Source organism: Corallibacter sp. (assembly GCF_048381695.1).
Classification (GTDB): domain Bacteria; phylum Bacteroidota; class Bacteroidia; order Flavobacteriales; family Flavobacteriaceae; genus Corallibacter; species Corallibacter vietnamensis.
On record NZ_JBLXHI010000001.1, the window covers coordinates 522,227 to 535,050 of the forward strand.

Annotated in this window: 10 protein-coding genes and 1 tRNA gene; 8 read left to right on the forward strand and 3 right to left on the reverse strand. The window is 33.1% G+C overall.

Annotated elements, in window-relative coordinates; genetic code table 11:
• Positions 1-21: 21 nt before the first annotated feature.
• The gene (locus ACN5J3_RS02435) at positions 22-1,257 is read left to right on the forward strand and encodes a metallophosphoesterase (protein WP_418510650.1); all 1,236 of its coding nucleotides are present in this window, start codon (positions 22-24) and stop codon (positions 1,255-1,257) included.
• A 145-nt stretch (positions 1,258-1,402) separates the two neighbouring features.
• Positions 1,403-1,699 carry a thioredoxin family protein gene (locus tag ACN5J3_RS02440; RefSeq protein WP_344727707.1) on the forward strand — a complete coding sequence of 99 codons (297 nt, stop codon included), beginning with the start codon at positions 1,403-1,405 and terminating at the stop codon, positions 1,697-1,699.
• Here ACN5J3_RS02440 and ACN5J3_RS02445 read toward each other — a convergent pair.
• Together ACN5J3_RS02445 and ACN5J3_RS02450 are read right to left on the reverse strand one after the other, a co-directional pair.
• Entirely contained in the window at positions 1,680-2,348 is a 669-nt protein-coding gene (locus tag ACN5J3_RS02445) for a polysaccharide deacetylase family protein (protein WP_418510651.1), read from the reverse strand. The genes ACN5J3_RS02440 and ACN5J3_RS02445 overlap by 20 nt on opposite strands.
• The gene (locus tag ACN5J3_RS02450; RefSeq protein WP_418510652.1) at positions 2,348-5,692 is read right to left on the reverse strand and encodes a DUF2723 domain-containing protein; all 3,345 of its coding nucleotides are present in this window, start codon (positions 5,690-5,692) and stop codon (positions 2,348-2,350) included. Before ACN5J3_RS02450 ends, ACN5J3_RS02445 begins: the two co-directional genes overlap by 1 nt.
• Before the next feature lie 152 nt (positions 5,693-5,844).
• Between ACN5J3_RS02450 and ACN5J3_RS02455 the strand changes: the two genes are divergently transcribed.
• Positions 5,845-5,917, forward strand: a tRNA-Gln gene (locus ACN5J3_RS02455).
• A gap of 49 nt (positions 5,918-5,966) precedes the next feature.
• Here the strand turns inward: ACN5J3_RS02455 and ACN5J3_RS02460 are convergent.
• On the reverse strand, positions 5,967-6,791 hold the full coding sequence (locus ACN5J3_RS02460) for a universal stress protein (protein ID WP_418510653.1): 825 nt from the start codon (positions 6,789-6,791) through the stop codon (positions 5,967-5,969).
• Positions 6,792-6,956: 165 nt separating this feature from the next.
• Here ACN5J3_RS02460 and rimP point away from each other — a divergent pair, with 165 nt between their 5' ends.
• The 5 genes from rimP to ACN5J3_RS02485 all read left to right on the forward strand — a co-directional run bounded on the left by rimP (position 6,957) and on the right by ACN5J3_RS02485 (position 12,822).
• Positions 6,957-7,418 carry a ribosome assembly cofactor RimP gene (rimP, locus tag ACN5J3_RS02465; RefSeq protein WP_418510654.1) on the forward strand — a complete coding sequence of 154 codons (462 nt, stop codon included), beginning with the start codon at positions 6,957-6,959 and terminating at the stop codon, positions 7,416-7,418.
• A gap of 11 nt (positions 7,419-7,429) precedes the next feature.
• Positions 7,430-8,662, forward strand: coding sequence for a transcription termination factor NusA (nusA, locus tag ACN5J3_RS02470; protein ID WP_418509056.1), 1,233 nt, complete (start codon positions 7,430-7,432; stop codon positions 8,660-8,662).
• A 30-nt stretch (positions 8,663-8,692) separates the two neighbouring features.
• On the forward strand, positions 8,693-11,446 hold the full coding sequence (gene infB / locus ACN5J3_RS02475; protein ID WP_418510655.1) for a translation initiation factor IF-2: 2,754 nt from the start codon (positions 8,693-8,695) through the stop codon (positions 11,444-11,446).
• A gap of 95 nt (positions 11,447-11,541) precedes the next feature.
• Positions 11,542-12,120: a phage tail protein gene (locus ACN5J3_RS02480; RefSeq protein ID WP_418510656.1), complete on the forward strand. Its 579-nt coding sequence runs from the start codon at positions 11,542-11,544 to the stop codon at positions 12,118-12,120.
• A 9-nt stretch (positions 12,121-12,129) separates the two neighbouring features.
• On the forward strand, positions 12,130-12,822 hold the full coding sequence (locus ACN5J3_RS02485; RefSeq protein ID WP_418509059.1) for a T9SS type A sorting domain-containing protein: 693 nt from the start codon (positions 12,130-12,132) through the stop codon (positions 12,820-12,822).
• Positions 12,823-12,824 lie beyond the last annotated feature (2 nt).

Below are 12,824 nucleotides of genomic sequence, written 5' to 3' on the forward strand. Positions count from 1 at the left end.
GTTGCATGATAAACATACTTTATGTCTCGTTGGGTTATTAGACTAATCATACTATCTGTTATTATTCTTATAGCAGAAATTTATGCATTTCAAGCTTTAAAAACAGTAACCAAAAGCCGCGTTATACGTTGGGTTTGGTTGGGAGTTTCTGCTTTGGTATATATCAATTTAATTTACGTTATTTTTTCAACCCCAAGAAGTATGGGGCAAACATTACAATTTCAGTATGCTGTTGGGTTTATGTTGACTATATTAATTCCTAAAGCGGTACTAATTTTAATGATGTTTGGAGAAGACGTTGTGCGAATTATTCAAAAACTGATATCGTTTTTTATGCCAGGAGAAACCATGCCTCTGGCTAGTAGGCGTGCTTTTGTGGCTAAATTAGCCTTAGGGCTTGCTGCTATTCCGTTTGCAGGATTCATTTATGGTATTATTCAAGGACGATACAACTATAAGGTTTTAAAATATCAATTAGAATTTGATGATTTACCAGAAGCTTTTGATGGATTTACTATAACGCAAATAACTGATATTCATTCCGGTAGTTTTACTAATAAAGAAAAAATACAGTATGGTGTAGATTTAATTAATGAGCAAAAATCTGATTTAATGCTTTTTACAGGTGATATTGTAAACAATGTTGCGTCTGAAATGGATGATTGGATTGATGTTTTTAAAGTGTTAAAGGCGCCTTATGGTAAATTTTCTGTGCTAGGAAATCATGATTATGGTGATTATGTTGATTGGGAACATCGTGTAGATAAGATTAAAAATTTTGAAGCAGTTAAAGATATTCATCCTAAAATAGGTTTTGACTTATTGTTAAATGAACATCGATATATTGAAAAAGATGGCCAAAAGCTAGCTTTAATTGGTGTTGAGAACTGGGGAAAAGGTTTTAATCAAGCTGGAGATCTTGAGGTTGCAACCAAAGGAGTTAGCCAGAATGATTTTAAGATTTTAATGTCGCATGATCCTTCTCATTGGGAATATAAGGTGAAAAAAGACGATTTTAATTACCAGCTTACCTTAAGCGGACATACTCATGGTTTGCAAATGGGTATTGAGATACCAGGCTTTTTTAAATGGAGTCCGTCGCAATATGTATATAAACAATGGGCAGGATTGTATAAGGAGTTTGGTCGTTATATAAATGTAAATCGAGGATTTGGCTATCACGCATTCCCAGGACGTGTTGGTATATGGCCAGAAATTACTGTTATTGAACTAAAAAAAGCAACTAAAAACGTTTAGTTGCTCTTCAACCTATTTTATTATTAAGAAATTGCGTATTTTTATAAATAGCACATTGCTAGATGGGTATAATTAGGCTGTCAAATAAGAATAATAAATAAATGCGTAGGTTTGTATTACTACATTTGGCTTAAAACTTTAAAGTATGTCAAAATTTGGAGATTTAATAGATGTAAATATTCCTGTTCTGTTAGATTTTTTTACAGAATGGAATGAGCAATCAAAAGAAATGCATGCTGTGTTGCGAGATGTAGCTGCTGCACTTGGAGATAAAGCCAAGGTTATAAAAATTGATGTTGACAAAAACAAAGAACTAGCAGAAGCACTTCGTGTAAAAGGTTTACCAACATTAATTATTTATAAAAATGGCGAAATGAAATGGCGTCATAGTGGTGAACAAGATGCTAATACGCTTATAGGTATTATTCAGGAGTACTTGTGATAGCTTTAAAGGCATAACCTTTTTTACTATAATATTCTAAAACTTTAGGAAGTGCGTACATCATATTTTTTGATGCTTTAACACTATCATGAAACACAATGACACTTCCGTTTTTAGCGGTGTTTGTTACGTTGTTCAAACAGGTTTCTGGGGCTATGTTTTTATCCCAGTCTATAGATATAATTTCCCACATAATTACTTGGTACCCTTTTTTTAAAATATCTTTTCCTTGTTTGGGTGTTATTTGACCATACGGTGGTCTAAATAGTCGCGATACTTGATGTTCGTTGCTTTCTAAATGTAAAGCAAAAGCCTTTTGGGCTTTCTCTATATTTTTAAGGTAGTCTTTCGTTTTTGTTTTCCAGCCTTTTATGTGATTGTGCGTGTGGTTTCCTACAGTATGTCCGTCTTTTAGAATACGGTTAAAAATCTCTGGATGTTTTTCAACGTTATTTCCTATGCAAAAAAAAGTCGCTTTAGCATTATATTGCTTAAGCGTTTTTAAAGTCCAATCAGTAATTTCAGGAGTTGGGCCGTCATCAAAGGTTAGATAAATTGTTTTATCTATGTTTAAAGGCATGTTCCAAATGTATTTTGGGAACATGCCTTTTATTAGTTTTGGTATTTTAACAGGTGTTGTTAAACTCATTATTCTTCAATTAGCAAACTATCTATTTTAGTTTCTGGAGCTAAATCTGGTTCAGTTGGTCTGTCTCGATAGCTTGGTTCATCTTGATAAAAATGATTAAACAAGTTTAAATAGTTAGTAAACGTTTTGGTTTCTGTTATAGCCATTTCTTTATCGTACTCTTTTACTACATCAACAAGCCCTTTGTAACGCTCAATGTCTGTAATAATGTCTTCAATAACCTCATATTGTTTATCTACAGTTAGCGAGCTATAATAGGTTAGTGTTTCTTGATATTTTTTAGAAACTTCTTTAAAGAGCTTTCTAGCTTTTTCTTGGGCATCTACTTCGTAATAAGCATTGATGTAAGGTTCTAAAAGGGTGTAATATCCATAGTAATTAACAGGCATGTTTTTCATGGCTATATCAGCTATCTCTTCGGCTTTTTTAGGCTTATCTTCGTTAATGAGTTGCTCTATAAGTCGTGCTAAATTACCACGGTATGTAATAGAGTTTTTACGCGTTTCTGTATCGTGATATAAGTCTGGATCGCCACTATTTCCCCAATCCCATTTAGTTACTTTATCATACATTAAATCACTGTCAACACGACCCATATCAAATGGATTAGCTCTGTCTACAGGTGTTTTTATAGGAACAAGTTTGTAGGTCATTCCGTCTAGCTGTAAGTAGTCTTTCATCCAGATGTAATCATCATTACCAAATGCGCCTCCTGTAAAATAAATAGGACGTTTCCAATCGTTGTTGGCAACGATATCTAGCATTAATAAACGATTTTTGTACAATGCGCTATCATCAATAGTTATATCTAAATAATCAACAATTTTAGCCGAGTCTTTTTCTTTTACAATACCATATTTTATAGCATTTTCCTTGTTTACAGGTATTCTAACATGTTCAACAGGGAAATAATTAGCCTTTTGAAATTGCAACGGATAAAAACTAGGGTCTTCACCTTGTAATTCTAATATGTACTTAAACTTTGTTTTTGGATTTTCGCTAGTTACAAAATCCAAAAAGTCTTTGATAAATAAAGTGTCTGTGTTTATAGTTGGTCTTGGGTTTCCTCTGGCATCAAGATAATATGTTTTTTTCATGATGTAATCACGAGTACCAAATTTGTATTGATCATGTGTAAGTTGCGAAGGAATTGGATCGCTTTCGTATGCTTTACGTTTCATTTGATCAATGTACCAATCTGTTTGAAATAAGCTTGTATTAACAATACGAACATCACGACGATATTCTTCAATTTCTTGAGCGTACCAAAGGGCAAAGGTGTCATTGTCTCCAATAGAGAAAAGAATACCATTTTCAGCACAAGAATCTAAATACATTTTAGCCATAGCTAAAGCTGTTTTCTTGTTAGATCTATCGTGGTCATCCCAATTGTTTGCAGCAAGAATACCAGGAACTAAAACTAGGCAAGCCAAAGTAATGCCTATTGGTAAAAACTTTGATTGAATACGTGTTTTTAAGAAATCAAAAATGGCATAAGCACCAAATCCAATCCATAAGGCAAATACATAAAATGAACCTACCACCGAATAGTCACGTTCTCTTGGTTCAAAAGGTCTTACATTGGTGTATACTTGTATGGCTAATCCTGTGAAAAGGAAAAACACCAACATTACCCAAAATCGTTTTTTGTCTGTATTAAACAAGAAAAACAGTCCTATTAATCCAAGAATAAATGGTAAAAAGTAATAGGTGTTTCTTGCTTTGTTGTTTTTTACATCGCTAGGTAAGTTGTCTTGTGACAAGCCTAAATGCCACTCATCAATAAATTTAATGCCACTTAACCAATTTCCGTGATTGTCAAGTTTTCCTTGAATGTCATCTTGACGTCCTACAAAGTTCCACATAAAATAGCGCCAGTACATATAGCCTAATTGGTATTCTAGCATATAAGAAATGTTGCTTCCTAATGTAGGTTTTTCAACATCAATGTATTGGCCAAACTGCTTTAAAAATCTATTGTAGTCTTCATAATCAACAAGGCCTTGAACAACATCGTTTTTAAAATCTGAAACAGTTTTACGAAGCCTATTTTCCATTTGATATTCTGGTTTTAGATTAAAATCTAAAAACCCGGTAAATATCATATAGTTTTCTGCGTTTTCAGGGCTCCACATACGTGGAAGAATTGACGAGTGTTTGTGATTATAATTTTGCTTGGCGTTTTTCCAATCGTTTATAATGACATATTTACCACTTTTATCGTCTTTTTCATAATTAGGTTTATCATCAACATAAGGCTCTATTTCATCTAACCCTGAATATTGATCTGTAAACTGTGGTCCATAAAATAAATGTGTTTCAGGATACTGTTCTAAATTATAATACGCTAAAAGTTCTCTAGCATCAGAAGGGTCATTCTCATTAATTACCACATTAGCATTAGCGCGAATAGGAAGCATCATCCAAGAAGAAAACCCGATTACGATAAACGTGATACAAAGTAAAGTCGTATTAAGATGCTTGTATTGCTTCTCTCTAGTATATTTTAATCCAAAATATACAAAAGCAACAATAATAAGTCCCGCAATGATGGTTCCAGAGTTAAATGGTAAACCAATAGTGTTTACAAAGAATATTTCTAAACTACTAAAAAAGCGTAGAATGTTTGGTGCTAATAATTTAAAAACAAATAATAAAATAGCTACAGAAATAGCATTGGCTATAATGAAGTTTTTTACGGTTATTTCTTTATAGTTTTTAAAATAATAGATTAATCCAATTGCAGGAATAGTTAATAACCCCATAAAGTGAACTCCAAATGAGAGTCCTATAATAAAAGCAATTAAAATAAGCCATTTATTACCGCGAGGCTTGTGCATGTCTTGTTCCCAGCGTAAGCCTAAATAAAATAATACAGACATAATAAGTGTTGCCATAGCATACACTTCGGTTTCAACGGCGTTAAACCAAAATGAATCTGTAAAAGTAAAGGCTAAACTACCTACTAAACCACTACCTAAAACGGCTATTTTTTGAGATTCAGAAAGGGTATTGTCTTTTGAAACTAATCTTTTTAGTAATAATGTAATGGTCCAAAACATAAATAAAATAGTGAATGCACTTGAAACAGCACTCATCATATTCATAACCAAACCTATTTGACTTGGGTCTAGTGCAAACATAGAAAAGAAGGCGCCAAACATTTGAAATAATGGAGCCCCAGGAGGATGTCCTACTTGTAATTTAGAGGAGGTAAGGATGTATTCTCCGGCGTCCCAGAAGCTTACGGTTGGCTCAACGGTTAAGCTATATGTTATTAAAGCAATTAAAAAGGCTAACCAACCTAAAATGGTATTCCATTTTTTAAAGCTAATATGTGTCATGTATTCTGTGTTTTAAAACCGAAGCGAATTTAACAATAATTATGTAATGAAAGGTCTTTTTAAGGAAACGTTAAGTATTGAAAAATATTTTTCTTTAAAAAATGTTTGTCAAAATAAAACTTTGTTATAAATTTGCAACCGCAATAAAGCGATGGCCTATGGTGTAACTGGCAACACGTCTGGTTTTGGTCCAGAAGAGTCTAGGTTCGAGCCCTAGTAGGCCAACAAAAAAACCTCCTATTTTAGGAGGTTTTTTATTTATATCACTTTTAGGTTATATCTTAAAGGTAATTACGGGGCGTTTTGCGTGGTTCACTAAATCTTCACTAATACTTCCGTTAAAAAAGTGAGCTATACCTTGTCTGCCATGTGTGCTAATGCCAATTAAATCTGCGTTTAGTTCATGAGAAAAATTCAAAATCCCTTTCTCTACACTTTCATCATTATAAATATTTATAGTGTAATTTTTGAAATCTGTATCTTTAATAAAATCTAAAATTCTACTATTTGCTTTTGATGTTGTTATAAAATTGCCTGCGGTATTTACTAAAAGTAAATGAATTTTAGCGTTAAATAATGACGCTAATTGAGATGCTTGTTTGTAAGTTTCTTTGTTATCATTTTTAAAATCTGAAGCAAAAACAAAATTATTTATTTCAAAAGCATCATGGTGATTTTTTATCACTAAAACAGGTATGTCAGATGAGCGAACAACTTTTTCGGTATTAGAACCAATAAATATTTCTTTAATACCGCTAACGCCATGAGACCCCATAATAATCAAATCTATATCATGCTCTTTACACGTATTAGAAATGCCTGTAAAAGTCTGATTAAAATCTACAGTTTCGTGAACTATAACATCATTAAGGTAGTCTTGAGACATTGTCTCTTCAAATTTTTGATGAGCTAACTTCATAAAAAACATAGCTTCAGGAAGTTCGCTATGTTGGCTTAACATGTCAACTTGATCTAATGGTAGCTCAAGCATATGAAGTAAATAAATTTCTGAATTGTGTTTTTTTGCTAACTGTGCAGCAACTTGTAAAGCGTTTTCAGCTTCTTTAGAAAAGTCTGTAGGAACAAGTATTTTTTTCATAAAATATAGGTAATCTGTTAAGTAATAAGTCCGATTCTTAAATTTAAGAATAAAAAATGACATTTCAATCATTATGTAAATCAATATAAAAGTTGTATATTTGCAGCGTTGTAAGAAAAAAGATTAAATGAGGGGACGAAAAGTCCCCTCTTTTTATACCAAGAAATGTTTAGAACAACTGTAGAAAAATTATTAAGTCAAGCACTAGAAGAAAGACAGGATTTATTTCTTATTGAAATGACTGTTGGTGGTGACAATAGCATAAAAGTTATTATTGATGGTGACAACGGAGTAACCGTTGACGATTGTGTATTTATAAGCAGAGCTGTAGAGCATAATCTAGATAGAGAAGAACAAGACTTCTCGTTAGAAGTTGCATCAGCAGGAGCAGCTTCACCACTAACCAATAAAAGGCAGTTTGTTAAAAACATAGGAAGAACTTTAGAGGTAAAAACTTCAGATAATGTTATAAATGGAAATCTTTTAAACGCAACAGAAAATGAAATTGTATTACAGTGGAAATCTCGCGAACCTAAACCAGTAGGTAAAGGGAAAGTAACTGTAGAGAAACAAGCTGAAATAGCTTATGAAAATATTGTAGAAGCAAAAGTTATGATTAAATTTTAATTTAGAAGAGCATGGAAAATCTTGCGTTAATTGAATCTTTTTCAGAGTTTAAAGACGACAAACTAATAGATCGTGTAACATTAATGGCGATTTTAGAGGATGTATTTAGAAATGCATTGAAAAAGAAATTTGGAGATGATGATAATTTTGATATCATTATAAATCCAGATAAAGGCGATTTAGAAATTTGGAGAAACCGTGTTGTTGTAGCAGATGGAGAAGTAGAAGAACCTAATCAAGAAATATCTTTAAGTGAAGCTAGAAAAATAGAACCAGACTTTGAAGTTGGTGAAGATGTATCTGAAGAAGTAAAATTAATAGATTTAGGACGTCGTTCAATTTTAGCATTAAGACAAAACCTTATTTCTAAAATTCACGAACACGATAATACAAACATATACAAGCAGTTTAAAGACTTAATAGGAGATATTTACACTGCAGAAGTACACCATATTCGTCATAGAGCAATTATTTTATTAGATGACGAAGGAAATGAGATAGTTTTACCTAAAGACAAACAAATACCATCAGACTTTTTTAGAAAAGGAGATAATGTAAGAGGAGTTATAGAAAGCGTTGAGCTAAAAGGAAATAAGCCAGCTATTATCATGTCTAGAACATCTCCAGTGTTTTTAGAAAAACTATTTGAACAAGAAATACCAGAAGTTTTTGATGGTTTAATAACAGTAAAGAAAGTAGTAAGAATTCCAGGCGAAAAAGCAAAAGTAGCAGTAGATTCTTATGACGATAGAATAGACCCAGTAGGAGCCTGTGTAGGTATGAAAGGATCTAGAATACATGGTATCGTTAGAGAATTAGGAAACGAAAATATAGATGTAATTAACTTTACAAACAACTTACAACTATACATAACAAGAGCATTAAGCCCAGCAAGAGTAACATCTATAAAAATAGATGAAGAAAATAAACGTGCCGAAGCAATACTTAAGCCAGAAGAAGTAAGTAAAGCAATAGGTAGAGGCGGACACAACATACGATTAGCAGGTCAATTAACCGGTTATGAAATAGATGTGTTTAGAGAAGGAGCAGAAGAAGATGTAGAGTTAACAGAGTTCTCAGACGAAATAGAACCTTGGATTATTGCAGAATTCAGCAAAGTAGGTTTAGATACAGCAAAAAGCGTATTAGAGCAAGATGTTGATGATTTAGTTAAGAGAACAGATTTAGAAGAAGAAACAATTAATGAGGTTATAAGAATTCTTAAAGAAGAATTTGAAGAATAAATAGATTTTAGGTTATATTAAAGGCAATTTATGGCTGAAACAATTAGATTAAATAAAGTATTAAGAGAGCTCAATATTTCTTTAGATCGTGCTGTTGAATTTTTAGATTCAAAAGGCATCGAAATAGAGAAGCGACCAACTACAAAAATCACTCAAGAAGTGTATGAAACACTTTCTGATGAATTTCAAACAGATGCTAGCAAAAAAATGGCGTCTAAAGAAGTTAGTGAGGCCAAGCATAAAGAAAAAGAAGCCCTTAGAGTACAACGCGAGCGCGAACTTGAAGAGAAAGAAAAACAAAAAGAAAAGGCAAGAAAAGAAGCCGAAGCAAAAGAAGCTGAAGTTATAAAAGCCAAAAAATCTATTTCTGGACCAAAACAAGTTGGTAAAATAAACTTGGACTCTAAAAAGAAGGACGCTCCAAAAGAGACTGAAAAAGAAACTTTAAGCCAAACTAATCAGCCAGAAAAGGACGTTAAAAAAGAGGAAAAAGTAGAACCGAAAGAAAAGAAAAACGATTCTGCAAAAACTACCGTAAAAGAAACGCCTAAAAAAGAGGTTGTTACCCCTAAAAAGGAAACACCTAAAACAGAAGAAAAGCCGCCTGAAGAAGAAACCCTTAAAACAAAATATCAAAAGTTAACAGGGCCAAAAATTGCAGGAGACAAAATTGATTTATCTCAATTTAATAAGCCTAAAAAGAAAAAAGAAGAAAAGAAAAAAGACGATAAAGACTCTAATAACAAGAGAAAACGTCGTCGTATAAGTAAAGCTGGAGGACCTAACAATACAGGAGGTGGAAATTCTGGAAACAATAACAGGTTTAAAGGAAAACCTGGTTCAGGAAAAGGAAGACGTAATATTGTTAAAGAAGAACCAAGCGAAGAAGAAGTACAAAAACAAGTAAGAGAAACACTTGAAAAACTTCAAGGTAAATCTAACAAAGGAAAAGGAGCAAAATACCGTAGAGAGAAAAGAGACCAGCACAGAGAACAAACTGAAAAAGACTTACAGAGTCAAGCAGCAGAAAGCAAGATTCTTAAAGTGACAGAGTTTGTTACAGCTAGTGAGGTAGCTACCATGATGGATGTTTCTGTAACACAAATTATATCAGCATGTATGTCGCTAGGTATGATGGTTACTATGAATCAACGTCTTGATGCAGAAACCCTGTCTATTGTAGCTGAAGAATTTGGCTATGAAGTAGAATTTGTAACCGCTGATATTGAAGAGTCTATAGAAGAGGTTGAAGATAAGCCAGAAGATTTAGTAGAAAGAGCTCCTATTGTAACTGTAATGGGACATGTTGATCACGGTAAAACATCACTTTTAGATTACATTCGTGAAGAGAATGTAATTGCAGGAGAATCAGGTGGAATTACCCAACACATCGGAGCCTATGGCGTACAATTAGAAGACGGTCAAAAAATCGCATTTTTAGATACACCAGGTCACGAAGCCTTTACTGCAATGCGTGCACGTGGTGCGCAAATAACAGATATTGCTATTATTGTAATTGCAGCTGATGATGATATCATGCCACAAACAAAAGAAGCGATTTCTCATGCTCAAGCAGCAGGCGTACCAATTGTATTTGCAATAAACAAGATAGATAGACCAACTGCAAATCCTGATAAAATTAAAGAAGGTCTTGCTAATATGAATTTATTAGTAGAAGATTGGGGTGGTAAAATTCAATCTCAAGATATATCAGCAAAACAAGGAACAGGTGTTAAAGAATTATTAGAAAAAGTGTTGCTAGAAGCTGAATTATTAGAGCTTAAAGCAAACCCAAATAAATCAGCACAAGGAACTGTTGTTGAAGCTTATCTTGATAAAGGACGCGGATATGTATCTACTATTTTAGTTCAAGCTGGAACATTACGTATAGGAGATTATGTTTTAGCAGGTAAAAATAGTGGTAAGGTAAAAGCTATGCATGACGAAAGAGGTAAAGATATTGAAGAAGCAGGACCATCTACACCAGTATCAATTTTAGGATTAGACGGTGCGCCACAAGCAGGTGATAAATTTAATGTATTTGAAGACGAGCGTGAAGCAAAACAAATTGCAGCAAAACGCACACAATTACAGCGAGAGCAATCAGTACGTACTCAACGTCATATTACATTAGACGAAATTGGTCGTCGTATTGCTTTAGGTGATTTCCAAGAGTTGAATATAATTCTTAAAGGTGATGTGGACGGATCTGTTGAAGCACTTACAGATTCATTCCAAAAATTATCAACTGAAGAAATACAAGTAAATATCATCCATAAAGGTGTTGGGCCAATTACAGAAAGTGATGTCTTATTAGCATCAGCATCAGATGCTATTATTATCGGATTTAATGTGAGACCAATGGGTAATGCACGTCAAATAGCTGATAAAGAAGAAATAGATATCAGAACATACTCTATTATTTATGACGCTATAAATGACCTTAAAGACGCTATGGAAGGAATGCTTTCTCCAGAGCTTAAAGAGGAAATTACAGGTAATGCAGAGATTAGAGAAATATTCAAAGTATCTAAAATTGGTAGTATTGCAGGATGTATGGTTACTTCAGGTAAAATTTACAGAAATGCTGGAGTGCGTTTAATTAGAGATGGTGTAGTTATTTATACTGGAGAGTTAGCGTCTCTAAAACGATTTAAAGATGATGTAAAAGAAGTTTCTAAAGGTTATGATTGTGGTATGCAAATTAAGAACTACAACGACATTAAAGAAGGTGACGTTATTGAAGCATTTAGAGAAGTAGAAGTTAAAAAGAAATTGAAATAATCAGTTTTTTATAAAGAAAAAAGAGCGACCCATCAGGCCGCTCTTTTTATTTTATATTGTACCTTAGTGATAATCAATTATATAAACTATTAACCATGAAAAAAACTATTACTACACTACTATTATTTATTTGCTTAAGTAGCACAATTCAGGCTCAAGATGCTTATCTAGGAGATATTAAACTAACAGCTGTAAACTTTAATCAAAGAGGCTGGATGTCTTGTGAAGGACAATTATTGCCAATAAATCAAAATGCAGCATTATTTTCTTTACTTGGTACAACTTATGGAGGAGATGGTGTTACAACATTTGCATTGCCGGATTTAAGGGGTCGTGTTCCTGTAGGTATTGGTCATGGCAATGGCTTGTCTCCAGTTGTTCAAGGTGAAGTTGGAGGTGTTGAAAGCAATGTGCTTACAGTAGCTCAAATGCCATCACATAGCCATGCTGTTAATGCGTTTGTTGAAGATGGTACAAGTTCAGACCCAACAGGTAATTTTCCTGCAGGAACAAAGTTGTTAGATAAAGAATATGCATCATCAGGAACACCAACCACAATGAATAGCAATATGATATCAAGTCAAGGACAGAATTCTCCAATAAATAACAAACAGCCTTATTTAGGAGTGCGTTATGTTATTTGTGTTCAAGGAATATATCCAAGTAGAAATTAATTACATACCATGAGGAATATTACAATATGCTTTATTTTTATTCTAATAGGAATATCAAGTCAAGCACAAATAGAGTTTAATGGCTGTCATCCCTTGTTTGATGATCAAAATTATACATTCGTAAATGATGGTCAAGATACTACAGGAAGAAATATATTTATAACCAATCCAGTTGATGGAAGTCAAGATTGTGGTGGAATAGGTGTTTGTGAATTTCAAATTTTTTGGAATGAAGTTTCTACACGTTGGGAGTTTATTGCTGATGATGGCAATGGCGATTTTTCTAGTTCATATCTAATTTATTATAACACTGAAGCTTCAATTCCAAATCCGCCTAGTTTATTATTAGGAACTTGGGTTGAAAACACAGCTGTAACCGAGTCAGCTTGTGGTGGTAGTTTGTCAACCAGTAATGCTATTCTATCTGGAGATGTACAAGACACTACTTTACATACAGATGATGCATTGTTATCAGCTAATGTGTCATTGTATCCTAATCCTGCAAATGATTTTGTTACATTAAAAGATGAAAATAACTATATTAAGTCGGTACAAATTTTTGAACTTAATGGAAAAGAAGTAATGAAAATCAATGATAATTTACAGGAAATAAATATTTCTAAATGCCAATCAGGAATATATATTGTCAAGTTAGAGAGTTATGATAATAACGTCTTTTATCAAAAGCTTATTAAAGAATAATA

What these genes read in the sequence shown, in the direction of transcription:
- nusA (WP_418509056.1), top strand. Translation starts at nt 7,430, where the DNA reads ATGGAAAATCTTGCGTTAATTGAATCTTTTTCAGAGTTTAAAGACGAC.
- infB (WP_418510655.1), top strand. Translation starts at nt 8,693, where the DNA reads ATGGCTGAAACAATTAGATTAAATAAAGTATTAAGAGAGCTCAATATT.
- rimP (WP_418510654.1), top strand. Translation starts at nt 6,957, where the DNA reads ATGTTTAGAACAACTGTAGAAAAATTATTAAGTCAAGCACTAGAAGAA.
- ACN5J3_RS02440 (WP_344727707.1), top strand. Translation starts at nt 1,403, where the DNA reads ATGTCAAAATTTGGAGATTTAATAGATGTAAATATTCCTGTTCTGTTA.
- ACN5J3_RS02450 (WP_418510652.1), bottom strand. Translation starts at nt 5,692, where the DNA reads ATGACACATATTAGCTTTAAAAAATGGAATACCATTTTAGGTTGGTTA.
- ACN5J3_RS02485 (WP_418509059.1), top strand. Translation starts at nt 12,130, where the DNA reads ATGAGGAATATTACAATATGCTTTATTTTTATTCTAATAGGAATATCA.
- ACN5J3_RS02435 (WP_418510650.1), top strand. Translation starts at nt 22, where the DNA reads ATGTCTCGTTGGGTTATTAGACTAATCATACTATCTGTTATTATTCTT.
- ACN5J3_RS02460 (WP_418510653.1), bottom strand. Translation starts at nt 6,791, where the DNA reads ATGAAAAAAATACTTGTTCCTACAGACTTTTCTAAAGAAGCTGAAAAC.
- ACN5J3_RS02480 (WP_418510656.1), top strand. Translation starts at nt 11,542, where the DNA reads ATGAAAAAAACTATTACTACACTACTATTATTTATTTGCTTAAGTAGC.
- ACN5J3_RS02445 (WP_418510651.1), bottom strand. Translation starts at nt 2,348, where the DNA reads ATGAGTTTAACAACACCTGTTAAAATACCAAAACTAATAAAAGGCATG.